This is a genomic window from Streptomyces sp. NPDC001070, assembly GCF_053598835.1.
This window is the reverse complement of the sequence record NZ_JBSFLB010000001.1, coordinates 380,455-397,897: the sequence shown is the minus strand read 5'-3', so window position 1 is coordinate 397,897 and position 17,443 is coordinate 380,455. Positions and strand designations below refer to the sequence as shown.

Sequence of the window (17,443 nt, the reverse complement as noted above, 5' to 3'; positions counted from 1 at the left end):
TCCGGCGTGTCTTCGTACATGTGTTCGACAAGTGGTCTATGGTGGGTTCCGGAGGGTCCGGAAGGGGGGAGACGTGAACGGTCGGAGGTGCGTATGCCGGGTTTTACGCACCTGCACACCGTCTCCGGCTTCTCGCTGCGCTACGGGGCCTCGCACCCCGAGCGGCTCGCCGAGCGCGCCGCCGAACGGGGGATGGACGCGCTGGCGCTGACCGACCGGGACACGGTGGCCGGCGTGGTGCGCTTCGCCAAGGCGTGCGCGCGGGCCGGGGTGCGGCCGCTGTTCGGCGCGTCCCTGGCGGTGCCGGCGGCGTACGCGGGGGAGAGCGCCGCCCCTCGGACCGCCTCGCCGGCCGCCCGGCGGCGCACCCCGGTGCGCGGCGGGGCCTTCGTGCCCGAGGCGACCGACCGGGCGGTCTTCCTCGCCCGGGACCGCCGCGGCTGGGGCGCGCTGTGCCGGCTGGTCAGCGCCGCCCACACCGGCGGCGGCATCGGATGGGGGGACCTGGGACGGGAGGGACTGTACGTGCTGCTCGGCGCGGACTCCGAGGTCGGCCGGGCGCTGGCGGCCGGACGCCCCGACCGGGCCGCGCGGCTGCTGCGCCCCTGGCGCGAGGCGTACGGGGACGCGCTGCGCCTGGAGGCCGTGCACCACGGCCGCACCGGCACCGGGCCCGGCTCGCTGCGGCTGGCCGCCCGCACCGTCGGCTTCGCCGTCGAGCAGGGCGTCGTCCCGGTGCTGACCAACGCCGTCCGCTACGCCGACCCCGGCCAGGGGGAGGTGGCCGACGTCCTGGACTCGGCGCGCCGCCTGGTGCCCGTCGACGTGCGCGACGCGGGGAGCCTGGACGGCGGGGAGCGCTGGCTGAAGGACGCCGGGGACATGGCGCGCACCGCCGAACGGGTCATGGAGGCGGCCGGCTTCCCCCGTACCGACGCCCGCCGGCTGCTGCGGGCCACCGAGGAGACCGCCGCGGGCTGCGCCGTCGACCCGGAGGAGGACCTGGGGCTCGGGCAGGTGCACTTCCCCGAGCCGGAGGTCGTCGGCGCGGGCGCCCGCACCGCCGACCGCGTGCTGCGCTCACGCTGCGCCGCCGGGATGGTCCGCACCGGGCACGACCGGGAGCCGGAGTACTGGGCGCGACTCGACCACGAGCTGCGGATCATCGAGCGGCTCGGCTTCGCCTCGTACTTCCTCACCGTCAGCCAAGTCGTCGACGACGTGCGGGAGATGGGCATCCGGGTCGCGGCGCGCGGCTCGGGCGCCGGCTCGCTCGTCAACCACCTGCTGGGCATCGCCGCCGCCGACCCCGTCGAGCACGGCCTGCTCATGGAGCGCTTCCTGTCGGGCAGGCGTGCCTCCCTGCCCGACATCGACATCGACGTGGAGTCCGCCCGCCGGCTGGAGGTCTACCGGCGCATCCTGGACCGCTTCGGCGGCGAGCGGGTGGCCACCGTGGCCATGCCCGAGACCTACCGCGTCCGCCACGCCGTGCGCGATGTGGGCGCCGCCCTCGGGATGGATCCGGAGCAGACCGACCGGCTGGCCAAGGCCTTCCCGCACATCCGGGCCCGCGACGCGCGGGCCGCGCTCGCCGAACTGCCCGAGCTGCGGCAGGTGGCGGGGGAGGACCACGGCCGGCTGTGGGAACTGGTCGAGGCACTGGACGCGCTGCCGCGCGGGGTCGCCATGCACCCCTGCGGGGTGCTGCTGTCGGATGCCGGACTGCTGGACCGCACGCCGGTCGTGCCGACCAGCGGCGAGGGCTTCCCCATGTCGCAGTTCGACAAGGACGACGTCGAGGACCTCGGGCTGCTCAAGCTCGATGTGCTCGGGGTGCGCATGCAGTCCGCGATGGCCCACGCCCTGGACGAGGTGGAACGGACCGGCGGCGGCCGGATCGACCTGGACCGGATCCCGCAGGGCGACCCGGCGACGTACGAGCTGATCCGCACCGCCGAGACGCTGGGCTGCTTCCAGATCGAGTCCCCGGGCCAGCGCGACCTGGTGGGGCGGCTGCAACCAGGCACCTTCCACGACCTGGTCGTCGACATCTCCCTCTTCCGCCCCGGGCCGGTCGCCGCCGACATGGTGCGGCCGTTCATCGACGCGCGGCACGGCCGCAAGCCCGTCCACTACCCGCACCCCGACCTGGAGGAGGTGCTGCGTGAGACCCACGGAGTCGTCGTCTTCCACGAGCAGCTCATCGACATCATGTGCGTCATGACCGGCTGTGACCGGGCGTTCGCCGACGAGGCCCGGCGCGCGTTGTCGGACGAGGCCCGGCAGGGGCGGCTGCGGGCCTGGTTCGCGGACGCGGCCCGGGGCCGCGGCTACTCCCGCGAGGTCATCCGGCACACCTGGGAGATCGTCTCGGCCTTCGGCGCGTACGGCTTCTGCAAGGCGCACGCCGTCGCCTTCGCCGTGCCGACCTACCAGTCCGCCTGGCTCAAGGCGCACCACCCGGCGGCCTTCTATGCCGGGGTGCTCACCCACGACCCCGGCATGTACCCCAAGCGGCTGCTGCTCGCGGACGCCCGGCGGCGCGGGGTGCCGGTGCTGCCGCTGGACGTCAACCGGTCGGGCGCGGCCTATCGAATCGAACTGGTGTCCGGCGAGGGGAGTGGCGAGGAGGTGTGGGGGCTGCGGCTCGCGCTCTCCGAGGTGCACGGCATCAGCGAGGCCGAGGTCGCCCGGATCACCGCCGGGCAGCCCTACTCCTCGCTCCAGGACCTGTGGCAGCGTGCCCGCCCGGGGCGCGCCGCCGCCGAACGCCTGGTCCAGGTCGGGGCGCTGGACCCCTTCGGGGGCAACCGCCGCGACCTGCTGCTCCAGGTCGCCGAGATGCACCGGCAGGGCAGGGCCTCCGCGTACGACGGTCAGCTCACCCTGGCCGGCGGCGAGGGGGTGCCGGCGTTCGCGTCGGCCGGCCTGCCCGACATGGACGACGGCGAGCGGCTCGGTGCCGAGCTCGGCGTCCTCGGCATGGACGCCTCCCGTCACCTGATGGACGATCACCTCGCCTTCCTGGAGGAGCTGGGCGCGATCCCCGCGAACCGGCTGCGCGAGGTGCGGCACGGCGAGACCGTCCTCGTCGCCGGGGCCAAGGCGGCCACCCAGACCCCGCCCATCCGCTCCGGGCGCCGGGTCGTCTTCACCACCCTCGACGACGGCACCGGCCTGGTCGACCTCGCCTTCTTCGACGACAGCCACGAGGCGTGCGCCCACACCGTGTTCCACTCCTGGCTGCTGCTGGTCCGCGGGGTGGTCCAGCGCCGCGGACCGCAGAGCCTGTCCGTCGTCGGCGCCGCCGCCTGGAACCTCGCCGAACTGGTCGAACTGCGCAAGAAGGGCGGCCTGGAGGCGGTCGCGGCACGGCTGGCCGAGACCCCGGGCGAGCCCGCGGAACTGCCCGCACCCGCGCCCGAGGGCCGCCGGGTCCGCATGTCCACCGGGTACGAGATGCACCCCTGGGCCGATCTGCGGCCCGCGGGCGAGGGCATCCCGACCGGCCGCAAGCTGTGGCACTCCAGTCCGGGGAGCGCGGGACGATGAACAGCCGACCGGAGATCTCGCACGTGCTGTACGTGCACTTCCATGCCGCCGAGGCGCTGTACGAGCGGCTCCTCGCGCTGCTCGGCGGCTTCACCCCCGTCGTCCAGGCGCTGCCGCCCGACGCCGCGCTCGCCGATGTCCGCGGGGCGCTGCGCTACTTCGGGCGGGACGCCGGCGAACTGGCCACGCTGCTGCGGGTGCGGCTGCTCGCGCTCCACGGCGTGGACTGCACGATCGGCGTCGGCCCCAACCCGCTGCTCGCCCGGATGGCGGCACAGGACGGGCCGGAGGGCGCGGTACGCGCCGCGCCCACCGACCCAGCGGCCGTGGCGGCCTTCCTCGCGGACCGCCCGGTGGCGGCGCTGCACGGCGTCGGCCCGGCGACGGCGCGGCAGTTGGGGACGTACGGGCTGGACACCGTCGGGCGCGTCGCGGCCGCGCCGCCGGGCACCCTGCAGCGGATCCTGGGTGCCGCGGTGGGCCGGAGGACGCACGAACGGGCCCGCGGCATCGACCCGACCCCGGTCGTCCCGAACGCCCCCGCACGCTCGGCCGGTGCGGAACGCCGTTTCGGCCACGACGAATTGGACCCCGTCCGGCACCGCCGCGCCCTGCTGTCGCTCACCGAGGAACTGGGCTCCCAACTGCGCGCGTCGGGCCGGGTCGCGCGCTCGCTGACCCTCACCGTCCGCTACGCCGACCGCTCGACGACCACCCGCACCCGCGCACTGCCCGAACCGACCGGTCACGGCGCCGCCCTCGCCGGGGCCGCGTACCGGCTGTACGAGGGGCTGGGGCTGCAGCGCGCCCGGGTGCGCGGTCTCGCACTGCGCGCGGAGGGGCTGACGGACGCCGGGCTCGCCGCGCTGCAGCTCAGCCTGGATCCGGGGGACGAGAAGGCGCGCCGGATCGAGGCGGTCGCGGACCGGGCGCGGGCCCGCTTCGGACCGCGTGCGCTGATGCCGGCGGCGCTGTCGGGCGCGGCATGACGGTCCGTCATCACAGTGACCCGAAGTCCATGTGATGAATTCTTTACCGACCAGTAGCTAGCGCCCTTTGTTACTCCTCCGTAAATTGACGGAAGCTCAGCACTCTTGTGATCCGGATCACAGGTCGCCCGGGAGCCAGTCATTCCCCCACCTGCGAGGAGATCGCTCGATGCTGCCCTTCAGACCGCGATCAGCGCTCCGGCTCCTCTCCGCGCTGACTCTCACCGCGGCCCTCGTGGCCACCCCCGTTCTGGCCGACACCGCCACCACCGCACTGGCGAAGGCCCCCGCGTCCGACACCAAGGCCGCCGCGACCGCCGCCGACGCCACCGCGAGCAGCGGCTGGAACAACTGGTCCTGCAAGCCGTCCGCCGCCCACCCGCGGCCCGTCGTCCTCGTCCACGGCACCTTCGGCAACTCCATCGACAACTGGCTCGGTCTCGCGCCGTATCTGGTCAAGCGGGGCTACTGCGTCTACTCCCTGGACTACGGCCAGCTGTCCGGCGTGCCCCTCTTCTACGGGCTCGGCTCCATAGCCGCGTCCTCCCAGCAGCTCGCCGACTACGTCGACCGGGTCCTCGCGGCCACCGGCGCGAGCAAGGTCGACATCGTCGGGCACTCCCAGGGCGGCATGATGCCGCGCTACTACATGAAGTTCCTGGGCGGTGCCCCCAAGGTGAACGCGCTCGTCGGCATCGCCCCCAGCAACCACGGGACCGACCTCAACGGGCTGCTCAAGCTGCTGCCGTACTTCCCCGGGGCGGCCGAGGCCATCCAGAACCTCGCCCCGCAGGGACTGACGGACCAGATGGCCGGATCGGCCTTCATGACCAAGCTGAACGCCGGCGGCGACACCCTCCCCGGCATCCACTACACGGTGATAGCGACCAGGTACGACGAGGTCGTCACGCCGTACACCTCGCAGTTCCTGTCCGGGCCCGACGTCCACAACGTCGTGTTGCAGGACCTGTGCTCGCTCGACCTGTCCGAGCACGTCTTTGTCGGGCTGACCGACCGCATCGTGTTCCACGAGGCGGCCAACGCCCTCGACCCGGCGCACGCCACGTCGACCGACTGCGGGGACGTCTTCAGCTGATCCGCGGCTGATCCACGGCTGATTCACGACCGATCCACGGCCGATCCGGCTCAGCCGACCCGCGGTCGGCGCCTGCGGGCGACGAGCAGCAGCACCGAAGCGCCGAGCGAGACGGCGGCGGCACCCGCCGCCATCAGCGAGGTCGCCCCGGTGCTGCTGCTTCCGGTCTCCGCGAGGTTCTCATCGGCCGGGGACGTGCCCGCCGCCGCGGCGGGCTCCGCGAGCGGGCTCGCCGAGCCGCCGGCGGCGGCCGCGCTGTGCGCGTGGTCGTGACGTACCGTCGACTTGTCCGCGCCGGCGGCGATCCGCGCCTCGCTCGGCACGGAGGCGGTGGGCGCGGGGGCGGTCGTGGCCGGGGCCCTGGTGGTGGCCGCGCCCGACGTGGCAGGCGCCGCGGGCGCCTTGCCGCCGCCGGTGCCGAAGACCACGTCGGAGCAGGAGTAGAAGGCCTCAGGGCTGTCCGAGCGCTGCCAGATCGCGTAGATCAGCCGGCGTCCCGACTTCGCCGGAACATCCACCGGCAGTACGTAACTGCCGTCCCGCACCGCCGGGTCGGTGACCTTCGCGAACGGCTGCGCCTCCAGGTCCGACCAGGTCAGCGGCCGCGACGGGTCGTAGCCGTCCTTCGTCATGTACAGCTCGAACGAGCCCTTGTGGCGGGCCGTCACCCGGTACGCCAGCTCCTGCCGCCCGGGCGTCATCCTCGTCGCCGGCCAGTCGGCCCGCGCCAGGTCCAGCGCCTCGAACTCCTCGTTGCCCGCGCTGCACAGCCTGCCGTCCGGTATCAACTGGCGGTGCCGTCCGGCGGCGTCGCCGATCCGCACCCCGTTCCAGTCGTAGAAGGCCTGTGTGCCGCCCGCCGCGACCGCCGCCCTGCACGCGGCCGACGTCGGGTTCTCGGGGTTCTCCGCGTAGCAGGTCAGCACCCGGCTGACCGGGCCGCCCATGGTGCCGTGCGCGCTCGCCGGTCCCGCGGCCAGGCCGGTCAGCGCGAGCGGTCCGATTCCGAGGGCGGCGACCAGGGCGGCCGTTCGGCGTGCGGTCATCGTGGGCTTCTCCTTGAGTGGCGGTCCTGCGCGTACGGCACCGGAATCCCGTCGGCGCCGCCCCCGTGCGCGGCGCCGACGGGCGCCGGCGAACCAGCACGCTAGCCCCGCCGAAGACCCGGAACCCCTGTTCGGAGGACCCGTGGGCGATCTTTACGGCCCCGTTAAGGCGCCACTAAGGCCTCCTTTCCCATGACGGGCCGCGGGTGCCGTTCCCGCGGGCCGCATCCGGCGCCGCGCTCAGCGGCGCAGGGCGGTCTGCTGCTGCATGCGCGACAGCTTCTCGGGATTGCGCACGGCGTAGAGCCCGGTGATGAGGCCGTCGTCGATGCGCATCGCCACGACGGCGTCGAGCGCGCCGTCGAGCCGCAGGACCAGCGCCGGGTGGCCATTGACCTGTGCCGGTCGCAGCGACACCGCGCCGCTGACCCTCCCAAGCCCCGCGACCAGCAGGCGGGCCACCTTGTCGGCCCCCACGACGGGCCGCGGGACGGCCTTCTTGACTCCGCCACCGTCACCCAGGAGGACGACATCCGGCGCGAGGATGTCGAGCAGGCCCTGCAGATCACCCGTCTCGGTCGCCCGCTGGAACGCGTCCAACGCGTCACGGGTCTCGGCCGGGGAGACGACCCCGCGCGGCCGGCGCGCCGCGACGTGCGCCCGTGCCCGGTGCGCGATCTGGCGGACCGCGGCCGGGCTCTTGTCGACGGCCTCGGCGATCTCGTCGTACCCGAGGTCGAACACCTCGCGCAGCACGAACACCGCCCGCTCGGTGGGCGTGAGCGTCTCCAGCACCAGCAGCATCGCCATCGAGACGCTGTCGGCCAACTCGACGTCCTCGGCCACGTCCGGGGCGGTCAGCAACGGCTCGGGCAACCAGGGACCGACATAGGACTCCTTGCGGCGGCCGAGCGCGCGCAGCCGGCTCAGCGCCTGGCGCGTGGTGATCCGGACCAGGTACGCACGCTGGTCCCGCACGGTGCCGAGATCGACACCCGCCCACCGCAACCAGGTCTCCTGCAGGACGTCCTCCGCGTCGGCGGCCGAGCCGAGCATCTCGTAGGCGACGGTGAACAGCAGATTGCGATGGACGACGAACGCCTCGGTGGCGGGGTCCGTGCGCCGGCCGCCGGCGGGCCGCCCGGCGCCGTCCTCCGTGTGCTCGCCGCGCTCGCTCTTCACCGGCTGCTCCTGCCTCTTCGCTCTCGACGATGCCACGCGCACAAGACGCCGGTGCCCGCGGCCCTGTGACACCCACGAGCGGTGGCGTACGTCACACAGCCGTCCCGTCACAAGGAGCGGGGCGCCGGCATCTCGTGTTCGTTCGGTGCCACACCACGAGTGAGGACGAGATCATGGACGCCCGATTCAACCTGTTCGACAACGAGGTCGCCGCCAAGTTCGCCAAGCGGTTCGCCAACGCCGGCCTGGTGATCCAGCAGTCGCCGCTGCCCAGGTCCACGCAGGAGCTGGTGTCGCTGCGCGCCAGCCAGATCAACGGCTGCGGGTGGTGCATCGACATGCACACCAAGGAGGCCGCAGCCGCCGGTGAGACCGCGGTCCGGCTCCACCTGGTCGCCGCCTGGCGGGAGTCCACCGTGTTCACCGAGGCCGAGCGGGCCGCGCTGGCGCTCGCCGAAGAGGGCACCCGGCTCGCCGACGCCCACCACGGCGTGTCCGACGAGACCTGGGCCCAGGTGCGCAAGCACTACGACGACGACCAGACCGCCGCGCTGGTCTCCTTGGTCGCCCTGATCAACGCGGCCAACCGGCTCGCCGTGATCGTGCACCAGCGGGGAGGCTCCTACGAGCCGGGCATGTTCGCCGCCGCGTTCGACTGACCGGCGGGCGCATCCCGGGCCGGACCCCGGAGGGTACGGCGACGGCGCCGGACGGGAGACCCGTCCGGCGCCGTCCGCCCGTTTCCGGGTGCGCTTCCCGCGGCCGTCAGCCGTCAGCCGAGCCAGAGCGTCAGGAGGTAGCCCGGGCTGTCCCAGGTGCACGTGTATTTGTAGGCCTGCCCGGAATCGACGAAATTCTGGCCCGCCGTCTTGCAGGCCGCACTGGTCGAGTACACCTTGTAGGGCACACTCGCGTTCGCCGGAGCGGCGACCGCGAGCATTCCGGTCAGCGTCGCGGCCACGGCGACGAGGACCGAGGCACCCCTGCGCTTGTTCATGTTCCCCTCCACGAAAAGCCCGAATGCTCGACTGGATCATGGGCATCCTCACATCGTTGCAAGGGACACGTCAACCGCCCGGTGACCGGACCCGGGCCGCGGCCGCACCGGAGGGGGCGGTGCGGCCGCGCGACGTGCGGTCCCCGACGGGTTCAGGACGCGTGCCGGCTGCGGGAGGAGCGGCGCGGGGGATGGGTGAGGGTGATCTGCCGCACGAGCTGGTGGAAGCAGGACAGCGCCGCGATGGCGGGGAGGCTGGCGACGGTCCAGTCGGTGATCGTCCGGCGGGCGGAGGCGACGCAGAACAGGATCGCGAACGCGGAGAAGAGCAGGACGACCGCCCAGGAGTGCGGGGCGCGCCGCTGGTGCAGGGCGGCCCGCAGGATCGACAACGAGGCCACCATCCAGGGGCCGTAGACCAGCAGCGGCCACCAGTCCGCCAGGCCCGGCGACCCGTCGGTGGCGGCGATGTGACGCAACGGGTCGTGGGCGACCATCCCGCCGAGCACGCTCACCATCGCCACGATGGTGGCGGCGACCGCCGCGACGACGAAGCTGAGGGTCTGGGTCCGGGTCGTCCTCTGCCGCAGCGCCGCCCGGCGGATCCTGCGGTGCCGGTGCCGGGCGAGCGGCAGTTCGTGGGTGGCGGCCTCCGGGGAGGGCGCGGCGAAGACGTCGTCGTCGTACTCTTCCTCGTCCGCGAAGGGGGGTTCGAGGAGCTGGGCCAATTCCTCCTCGGACGTCCACACCCCGTTGAGGACGTCGTAGTCCGGGGCGGAGAAGACACCGTTTCCGGAAGTGTCGTCGGGAGACTGACGGGGACTGTAAATGGTGTGGCCGTTGAGGTGCTCCTCGTACGGCGCGTCATTCTGAAATCGGAAACGGTCCTGCAAAGGCGGCATGAAGGAATTCCTGTCGGGGCCGGGCGTGGGCGAGGGGAATGGGGGGATACGCGCCCTCAGTTCCGTGCATCCGTGTCGATGCCGGAGCAGCGGCGGGCGAAATCCCCCTCGATCCCGACCATTTCTTTGGCGAACTGTTCCAGTTCCGAAGAGCAGTACACGAGTGGAATGCGCTCCTCGCCGCGCTCGATGTAGGCGTCCGAACTCCTCCCGAAGAATCCCGCCGTTTCCGGAATGAAGACCCACTCCCCGAGGGGGACGCCCTGCATCGGGCGGTACGGACGGCTGCGGCGGATGGGCGTCGGGACCGTCCGGGGGATCGCACTCCCGGACGGCACACCCGGCGCGCTCTGGGGATCGACTGTGACCACATCCCCACAACGACCCCCGGCCCGTGATGGAGTTGCGCCGTACGAGTGACCTCCGCCCCGTGTTCCGTGAGGTGTTGGCCCTGGCCACGGGCCCGGGCGGGCACCCTAGGGTGGGCGCCATGACCGAACCGCCGCGCCGCCGCGCAGCCGCTCTCGACCTCGTCGACGCCGTCGTCGACCCAGGTACCTGGCACGGCTGGGACGAGCCCGTGACCGGCCTGCCCGGATACCTCGACAACGCCGAGTACCGCGCCGACCTCGACCGGGCGCGGGTGCGCACGGGGCTCGACGAGTCGGTGGTCACCGGCGAGGGCCGGGTACGCGGCCGCCGGGTCGCCGTCGTCGCGGGCGAGTTCGGCTTCCTGGGCGGCTCGATCGGCGTCGCCGCCGGCGAACGCCTCGTACGGGCCGTCGAGCGGGCCACCCGCGAGCGTCTGCCGCTGCTGGCCTCGCCCGCCTCGGGCGGGACCCGGATGCAGGAGGGCACCATCGCGTTCCTGCAGATGGTCAAGGTCACCGCCGCCATCACCGACCACAAGTCCGCGGGCCTGCCGTACCTGGTCTACCTGCGACACCCGACCACGGGCGGGGTCTTCGCGTCCTGGGGCTCCCTCGGGCACGTCACCGCCGCCGAACCCGGCGCGCTCATCGGCTTCCTCGGCCCCCGCGTCCACGAGGCCCTGTACGGCGAGGAGTTCCCGCCCGGGGTCCAGCTCGCGGAGAACCTGCTGGCCAACGGCATCGTCGACGCGGTCCTGCCGATCGCGCAGGTCGCGGAGGCCACGGCGCGGACCCTCGGTGTGCTGTGCGGCGACGCGGCCGGTGCCCCGCCGGCCGCCGGCGAGGCCACCGTCCCGGCTGCCGGCGAGTCCGGTCCCGGCGCCCCCGTCCCCCCGGCCGCGGAGTCCATCCGGCGCTCACGCCGGCCCGAACGGCCGGGACTGCGAGCCCTGCTGGCGGTGGCCGGACAGGACGTGACCCCGCTCAGCGGCACCGGGGCGGGGGAGCGGGACCCCGGGCTCCTGCTCGCCCTCGCCCGCATCGGCGGCACACCGTGCGTCGTCCTCGGCCACGACCGGCGGGAGACCGCCGACGGACGGCCGCCCGCGCTCGGGCCCGCGGGACTGCGGGTCGCCCGCCGCGGCATGCGGATCGCGGCGGAACTGGACCTGCCCCTGCTGTCCGTCGTCGACACGGCCGGCGCCGCGCTGTCCAAGGAGGCCGAGGAGGGCGGCCTGGCGGGCGAGATCGCCCGCTCCCTCGCCGACCTGATGAGCCTGCCCGCGCCCACGCTGTGCCTGCTGCTCGGGCAGGGCGCCGGCGGGGGCGCCCTCGCGCTGCTGCCCGCGGACCGGGTGCTGGCCGCGCGGCACGCGTGGCTCTCCCCGCTGCCGCCCGAGGGTGCCTCGGCGATCCTGTACCGGACGACGGAGCGGGCGTACGAGGTCGCCGCCCGGCAGGGCGTGCGGTCGGCGGACCTGGCCGCGCACGGGATCGTCGACCGAGTGGTGGAGGAGGCACCCGACGCGGCGGACGCCCCCGAGGCGTTCCTGTCCCGCCTCGGGGCGGTCCTCGGCGCGGAGCTCGCCGTTCTGCGCGCCCACCCCCGTGCCGTCCGCCTCGTCGCCCGCCGCACCCGCTACCGCCACCTGGGCCTGGGCTGACGCCCCCTCCGCCAGTCCCGTTCCGCACCTCTCGACCGAAGAGGGGCCGGGGCGCCCTTGCTCCCCCGGTTGCGGGTGGGGCGCTCACCCGGGGCCGGAGGCGTCCCCGGGACGGGCCGGGGAACGACCGACGCGATTCTGTCCACCGGTGGGCGGACGTGGCGATGCCGCAGGGCCGAGGAGAGACCGCGGGTGCCGCGCAGGCGCGGTGGCGGTGCGGGGCCGCGCCACCGGCCACCGCCACGAGCGCGCCTCGGGCTCGCGGGAGCGGAGGCGTTGTCAGTGGTGGCTGACATGATCGCCGGATGGGTGAACTGAGCAGTGACGCGTACTGGGACACCATGGCCGACCGCTTCGACGAGGAGCCGGACCACGGCCTGCGGGAGCCCGCGGTGCGGGAGGCATGGGCGGCCCGGATGCGGGGGTGGCTGCCGGACACCCCGGCCGACGTGCTGGACCTCGGCTGCGGCACCGGCAGCCTCGCGCGGCTCGCCGCCGAGCAGGGGCACCGCGTGACCGCCGTCGACCGCTCCCCGCGCATGGCCGCGCTGGCCCGGGCGAAGCTCACCGGCACCGGGGCCCGCTTCCTGCTCGGGGACGCGGCGCAACCGCCGGTGGCGCGGGGACGGTTCGACGTGGTGCTCGTCCGGCACGTGCTGTGGGCGCTGCCCGACCCCGTGGCCGTACTGCGCCGCTGGGCGGGGCTGCTGCGCCGCGGCGGCCGCCTGGTGCTGGTCGAGGGGCGCTGGGGCGAGGCCGAGCCCGTGGGCATCGGCGCCGCCGAACTGGCGGACATGGTCCGGCCGTTGGCCGAGCACACACAGATCGAGCAACTCGCCCACGACACCGCGCTGTGGGGCGGCCCGGTCCGGGACGAGCGCTACGCCGCGGTCGTGCGGATCAAGCAGCCCCGCAGGCACGCGGAGATCGTCGACGTCCACCTCATCCTGCGCCGCGGTGACGAGGTCCTGCTCGGCCGCCGCGTCAACACCGGTTACGCGGACGGCCTGCTGCACGCCCCCTCCGGCCATGTCGAGGACGGCGAGGACGTCCTGACCGCCATGGTCCGCGAGGCCCACGAGGAGGTGGGCGTCGTGCTGCGCCCCGAGGACGTCGCCGTCGCCCTGGTCATGCAGCACCGCGCACCCGGCGGGGGCGAGCGGATCGGCTGGTTCTTCGAGGCGGACGGCGGCGTCCACGAACCGGTCAACCGCGAACCGGGCAAGTGCTCGGAGCTCGGCTGGTTCCCCCTGGACGCGCTGCCGGACGACATGGTGGCGTACTGCAGGGCCGGCCTCGAGGCGTACCGCGCGGGCGAGCGCTTCGTGCTGCACCTGCACGAGCCGGGGGACACGATCGCCCACGACCCGCTGGGCCCCGGCCGCGCCGTCGTCCTCGCGGACGACGCGTGCAGCACAATGGGCGCGACAAACCGCCCCGCCTCGCCCCGCCGGGAGGACGACACACCGTGAGCCTCAAGATCACCGTCAGGCAGGACGCCGCCGCCGCGCCCTACGAGCAACTGCGCACGCAGATCGCCGAGCAGGCCCGCTCGGGCGCCCTCCCGGTCGGCTACCGGCTGCCCACCGTCCGCGGCCTCGCCGACGAGCTCGGCCTGGCGGCCAACACCGTGGCCAAGGCCTATCGCGCCCTGGAGGCGGACGGCGTGATCGAGACCCGCGGCCGGAACGGCACGTTCGTCGCGGCCGCGGGCGACGCCGCCGCCCGCGAGGCGGCGACCGCCGCGACCGCGTACGCCCAGCGCGCGCAGCGCCTCGGCCTGGACCGCGCCGCCGCCCTCGCCGCCGTGCAGGACGCGCTGCGCGCCGCGTACGAGGCCTAGATGTATTGCCCGGTGTGGTTGACTCCCCCAGCGTCGCCGGGAGGTGCCCCACCGCCCGGGGGCGGGTCCCGCGGCTCCCCCGGCTTCGCTGGGGGAGCCCCCGGGTGCGGTGCATCGCAAGGCGGAGAGTCGTCCTCGCAATGGGCTGCTCGGACGATTCGACAACGCAGCCTGGGGGGTGCCTCCCGGCGAAGCCGGGGGAGCGCCGCGGGGTTGGGGTACTCCCCGGCCGAAGGTTGGGTGAGGGAATGTGAAGACAGGCTCCAGCCCGAACCGCTCACAGCAGCCCGGCCAGTTTGTACAGCGCCAGCGAACCGGCGACGGCGACGTTGAGGCTGGCACCCGTGCCCACCATCGGGATCTCCACGGCGAGGTCGAGCAGGTCGAGCGCCTCCGGCGGGATGCCCTGCTGTTCGTGCCCCAGCACGACGACCGTCGTCCGCCGCGCGGCCGGAAGGTCCGCCAGCCGTACGGCCTCGTCGGCGAGTTCGACGCCCACGACGTGCGCGCCGCGTTCCCGCTGCCGCCTCAGCCAGCCGAGCGGGTCGCCGGTCCAGTGCACGCAGGCGGGGCGCCGCAGCGTGTTGCCACGGGCCAGGGCCTCCGGCACCCACGGGAAGCGGGGGACGACCAGGCACGCGCCGACCGCGTCGCAGGTGCGCAGCAGCGTGCCCAGGTTCGCGCCGTGCAGCGGCCACAGCGGCGCCGCGTACAGGTGGTCCCAGCAGCCGTGCGCCCGCGGGCGGCGGCTGCGCCGCAGTTCGGCCCTCGTCCGGGACCGTATCCTCCCCCTCGCCTCTCCGGGGGGACTCCCGGCCATCAGAGGTACAGGCCTCCGGATTCGGAGGCCGGGGTCGTCTGGGTGGGGAGCGCCGGGCCGCTGGGGGAGGTCGCGTTGCGGCGCAGGGCGTACAGCTCCGCCAGCGTGGCGCCGTCCCGGCCGATGCCTTCGGACGTGCCCAGCCAGCCGGTCGCCTCGGCGCGGGTCAGCGGGCCCACCTCGATCCGCGCCAGGCAGCGGCCGGGGCGGACCACCGCCGGATGCAGCCGCTCCAGGTCCTCGTTGGTGGTGATGCCGACCAGGACGTTGCGGCCCTGACCGAGCAGGCCGTCGGTGAGATTGAGCAGCCGGGACAGGGCCTGGCCGGTCTGGTGCTTGGCCTGGCCGCGGATCAGCTCGTCGCAGTCCTCCAGGAGGAGCAGCCGCCAGCGGCCGGGCCCCTCCGAGTCGTCCTCGCCGATGGCGATCTCCATCAGATAGCCGACGTCGTTGAAGAGCACCTCGGGGTCGAGGACGCAGTCGACCTGGCACCAGTCGCGCCACGAACGGGCCAGCGTGCGCAGCGCGGAGGTCTTGCCGGTGCCCGGTGGGCCGTGCAGGAGCAGCAGCCGGCCGCTGACGTCGTCGGCGGTGAGCTTCATCAGCCCGTCCATGGCCTCGGCCACCGGCGCCGTGTAGTTGCCCCGCACGTCGTCCCAGGGGGCGGCGCTGATCTGCCGCGTGATGCGGTGCGGCCCGCGCCGCGGGGCGACGTACCAGAAGCCCATGGTCACGTCGTCCGGCTGCGGTTCCGGCTGGTCCTCGGCGTCCTCGACGGCCTCCGCCAGGACGCGCTTGGCCAGCTCCTCGCTGACCGCCGTCACCGTCACATCGGCGCGGCGGTGCCAGCGGGAGACCAGGATCGTCCAGCCCTCGCCCTCGGCGAGGACGGCCCCGCGGTCCTTGTCGCGCGCCGAACGGAGCACCGACCCGCCGCGCGGGACCAGCGTCACACCCGCCTTGACCCGGTCCAGGGACGTGCCGCACGAGTAGGGCTGCTCGCCGGTGACGAATCGGCTGAGGAAGAGGGCGTCGATGGCGTCGGACGGCGAGTCGTCGTCGTTCATGCCGAGGCGGATGGACAGGGCGCGATGCGGGGGCGTTGCGTCGGGCATGACGCTCATGATCCGGCACAAGGTCCCCATTCGCACCGTGTTTTTGCGGAGCGGCGGAATCCCCGGAACCGCTGAACGCCCTGTGGAATCAACCCGATCCGGGCAGCGTGGCGGTTGCCGTGGCTGGTGATGGGACGTCATGCGAGCGTAGGTACGGCGTGACCGGGGCGGGACGGCGAGGCAGCACCCGCTCCTGGGCATCGGAGTGATCGCCCTCGTCCTCCTGCCGGCGATGTGTGATCTCGGGGCGGCCCCACCGGGACCCACGTCACCGGAAAGGCCACCCGCTCAAGAGCCTGAACCCTTGCCGACCACCCATCCGCACAGCGCCGACAGGCCCCGGCCCCGCCCTCCCGGTCCGTAGCCCGCGTCTGTGCGCCCGAAGGGCACGAGACGGCGGGACAGCCGAACCACCACGGGGCGGGTGGCCGGGGACGCCGCGGTCACGCGACGTTGCGGATCAGCCACTCGTCCGGGTTGAAGGTGTCCCTCGCCGGGTCCGGCGTCGTGGCCGGCGCGCCCGCGAAGGTGTCCTCCGGCCGTATGCGTTCCGGCAGCTTGCCGAACCGGGCTCGGCGGGCCTGCGCGGCCTCGTCCAGGACGGGCTCGCGGGGCTGCTGGTCGTCGGTCATCCCGCCACCTCCTTCACTCGCACCACACCAACGCGGGACCGGGGGCGGCTGTTCCCGAGGGGCCCCGCCGCCGGTGCGGGCCCATCCGCTCGGCTGCCGGAGCGCCGGCCGCCGGAGGACCGGCCAGCCGAGCGGCACGGCCGACAGGGCGATCGCCGTGACCCACGAGACGAAGGCCCCCATGGTCGACCGCACTCCGCCGGCGTCCCTGAAGCGCCGCCCAACTACGGGGGTAGAGCGGCTGGGGCTGAGGTCCCGTCATCTCCGGTGCACGCAGCGGCGATCACAGACAGAGTGCGGAATGTCCATGTCAAGAAATTTTGGCATGGACACTTCCCGAAGGTGTTACTGCGCGGTACGAAAGATGCGGCAGAGATCCTGCTAAGGGAGGTTCCATGAGACTGTCCCGTTTAGTGTCAGCCGCATCCGCACTTCTCCTTACCGCCGCACTCGCCCTGATTGGTGCCGGTTCCGCCCAAGCCGCGGGCCCCGTCTACGTGGCCCTGGGCGACTCGTACTCCGCCGGGGTCGGGTCCGGCAGCTACGACAGCTCGAGCGGCAGCTGCTACCGGAGCAGCAAGGCGTACCCCCGGCTCTGGGCCAACGCGCATAGCCCGTCCGGGTTCTCTTTCACCGCCTGTTCCGGAGCGACGACGACCGACGTGCTCAACAACCAGCTCGCTCCGCTCAACGCCTCGACGACCCTGGTCAGCATCAGCATCGGCGGCAACGACGCCGGCTTCGCCGACGTGATGACCACCTGCGTGCTCAATGGCGACAGCACCTGCCTCAGCCGTATCAACCAGGCCCGGGACTTCGCCAACAACCAGCTGCCCGCACGGCTCGACGCCGTCTACAACGCCATCAGCTCAAGGGCCCCCTCGGCCCGAGTCGTCGTGATCGGCTACCCGCGCTTCTACAAGCTGGGCACGACCTGCATCGGGCTCAGCGAGACCAAGCGCAGGGCCATAAACGACGCGGCCGACCTCCTCGACACCATCACCGCCAAGCGCGCCGCCGACCACGGCTTCGCCTTCGGCGACGTCCGCGGCACCTTCACCGGCCACGAGCTCTGCTCCGGCTCGGCGTGGCTGCACAGCCTCACCCTCCCCGTCTACGAGTCGTACCACCCCACCGCCTCCGGCCAGTCCGGCGGATACCTGCCGGTGTTCACCGCCGCCGCGTGACCCGCGGCGCGGCAGCGCGAGGAACCGCGACAGACGTCGAACAC

The 17,443-nt window shown here is 73.7% G+C and carries 16 protein-coding genes; 8 read left to right on the top strand and 8 right to left on the bottom strand.

Annotation, left to right across the window (positions count from 1 at the left end):
• The first annotated feature begins 93 nt into the window (after positions 1–93).
• The 3 genes from ACWDAS_RS01895 to ACWDAS_RS01885 all read left to right on the top strand — a co-directional run bounded on the left by ACWDAS_RS01895 (position 94) and on the right by ACWDAS_RS01885 (position 5,640).
• Entirely contained in the window at positions 94–3,555 is a 3,462-nt protein-coding gene (locus ACWDAS_RS01895) for a DNA polymerase III subunit alpha (RefSeq protein ID WP_450386479.1), read from the top strand.
• On the top strand, positions 3,552–4,544 hold the full coding sequence (locus ACWDAS_RS01890; RefSeq protein WP_450386478.1) for a DNA polymerase Y family protein: 993 nt from the start codon (positions 3,552–3,554) through the stop codon (positions 4,542–4,544). The genes ACWDAS_RS01895 and ACWDAS_RS01890 overlap by 4 nt, the downstream gene beginning before the upstream one ends.
• 169 nt (positions 4,545–4,713) lie before the next feature.
• Positions 4,714–5,640: an esterase/lipase family protein gene (locus ACWDAS_RS01885; RefSeq protein ID WP_450386476.1), complete on the top strand. Its 927-nt coding sequence runs from the start codon at positions 4,714–4,716 to the stop codon at positions 5,638–5,640.
• Between the two features lie 50 nt (positions 5,641–5,690).
• On the opposite strand, the gene ACWDAS_RS01880 is transcribed toward ACWDAS_RS01885, so the two are convergent.
• Together ACWDAS_RS01880 and ACWDAS_RS01875 are read right to left on the bottom strand one after the other, a co-directional pair.
• Complete coding sequence (locus ACWDAS_RS01880) at positions 5,691–6,686, bottom strand: lytic polysaccharide monooxygenase auxiliary activity family 9 protein (protein ID WP_450386474.1); 996 nt, start codon at positions 6,684–6,686, stop codon at positions 5,691–5,693.
• A 240-nt stretch (positions 6,687–6,926) separates the two neighbouring features.
• The gene (locus ACWDAS_RS01875; protein ID WP_450386471.1) at positions 6,927–7,868 is read right to left on the bottom strand and encodes an RNA polymerase sigma-70 factor; all 942 of its coding nucleotides are present in this window, start codon (positions 7,866–7,868) and stop codon (positions 6,927–6,929) included.
• Positions 7,869–8,041: 173 nt separating this feature from the next.
• Here ACWDAS_RS01875 and ACWDAS_RS01870 point away from each other — a divergent pair, with 173 nt between their 5' ends.
• On the top strand, positions 8,042–8,527 hold the full coding sequence (locus ACWDAS_RS01870; RefSeq protein ID WP_450386469.1) for a carboxymuconolactone decarboxylase family protein: 486 nt from the start codon (positions 8,042–8,044) through the stop codon (positions 8,525–8,527).
• A 113-nt stretch (positions 8,528–8,640) separates the two neighbouring features.
• Here the strand turns inward: ACWDAS_RS01870 and ACWDAS_RS01865 are convergent, their stop codons facing one another.
• From ACWDAS_RS01865 to ACWDAS_RS01855, 3 genes are all read right to left on the bottom strand, one after another.
• Entirely contained in the window at positions 8,641–8,865 is a 225-nt protein-coding gene (locus tag ACWDAS_RS01865; RefSeq protein ID WP_450386467.1) for a hypothetical protein, read from the bottom strand.
• Positions 8,866–9,017: 152 nt separating this feature from the next.
• Positions 9,018–9,767 (bottom strand): DUF2637 domain-containing protein, encoded by a 750-nt coding sequence (locus tag ACWDAS_RS01860; RefSeq protein WP_450386465.1) that lies wholly within the window; start codon positions 9,765–9,767, stop codon positions 9,018–9,020.
• A 56-nt stretch (positions 9,768–9,823) separates the two neighbouring features.
• Positions 9,824–10,036 carry a hypothetical protein gene (locus ACWDAS_RS01855; protein ID WP_450386463.1) on the bottom strand — a complete coding sequence of 71 codons (213 nt, stop codon included), beginning with the start codon at positions 10,034–10,036 and terminating at the stop codon, positions 9,824–9,826.
• Between the two features lie 221 nt (positions 10,037–10,257).
• Between ACWDAS_RS01855 and ACWDAS_RS01850 the strand changes: the two genes are divergently transcribed.
• The 3 genes from ACWDAS_RS01850 to ACWDAS_RS01840 all read left to right on the top strand — a co-directional run bounded on the left by ACWDAS_RS01850 (position 10,258) and on the right by ACWDAS_RS01840 (position 13,645).
• Positions 10,258–11,802, top strand: a complete 1,545-nt coding sequence (locus ACWDAS_RS01850; RefSeq protein WP_450386461.1) for a carboxyl transferase domain-containing protein — start codon at positions 10,258–10,260, stop codon at positions 11,800–11,802.
• A gap of 305 nt (positions 11,803–12,107) precedes the next feature.
• Positions 12,108–13,274, top strand: coding sequence for a methyltransferase domain-containing protein (locus ACWDAS_RS01845; protein ID WP_450386459.1), 1,167 nt, complete (start codon positions 12,108–12,110; stop codon positions 13,272–13,274).
• Positions 13,271–13,645: a GntR family transcriptional regulator gene (locus tag ACWDAS_RS01840; protein ID WP_450386457.1), complete on the top strand. Its 375-nt coding sequence runs from the start codon at positions 13,271–13,273 to the stop codon at positions 13,643–13,645. Before ACWDAS_RS01845 ends, ACWDAS_RS01840 begins: the two co-directional genes overlap by 4 nt.
• A gap of 277 nt (positions 13,646–13,922) precedes the next feature.
• Here the strand turns inward: ACWDAS_RS01840 and ACWDAS_RS01835 are convergent, their stop codons facing one another.
• The 3 genes from ACWDAS_RS01835 to ACWDAS_RS01825 form a co-directional block, all read right to left on the bottom strand.
• Positions 13,923–14,465: a TrmH family RNA methyltransferase gene (locus ACWDAS_RS01835; RefSeq protein ID WP_450386455.1), complete on the bottom strand. Its 543-nt coding sequence runs from the start codon at positions 14,463–14,465 to the stop codon at positions 13,923–13,925.
• Positions 14,465–15,580, bottom strand: a complete 1,116-nt coding sequence (locus ACWDAS_RS01830) for a DUF5925 domain-containing protein (RefSeq protein WP_450386453.1) — start codon at positions 15,578–15,580, stop codon at positions 14,465–14,467. The genes ACWDAS_RS01835 and ACWDAS_RS01830 overlap by 1 nt, the downstream gene beginning before the upstream one ends.
• A gap of 443 nt (positions 15,581–16,023) precedes the next feature.
• Entirely contained in the window at positions 16,024–16,212 is a 189-nt protein-coding gene (locus tag ACWDAS_RS01825; RefSeq protein ID WP_450386451.1) for a hypothetical protein, read from the bottom strand.
• Positions 16,213–16,607: 395 nt separating this feature from the next.
• On the opposite strand from ACWDAS_RS01825, the gene ACWDAS_RS01820 reads away from it, so the two are divergent.
• Entirely contained in the window at positions 16,608–17,399 is a 792-nt protein-coding gene (locus ACWDAS_RS01820; RefSeq protein WP_450386450.1) for an SGNH/GDSL hydrolase family protein, read from the top strand.
• Positions 17,400–17,443: the final 44 nt, after the last annotated feature.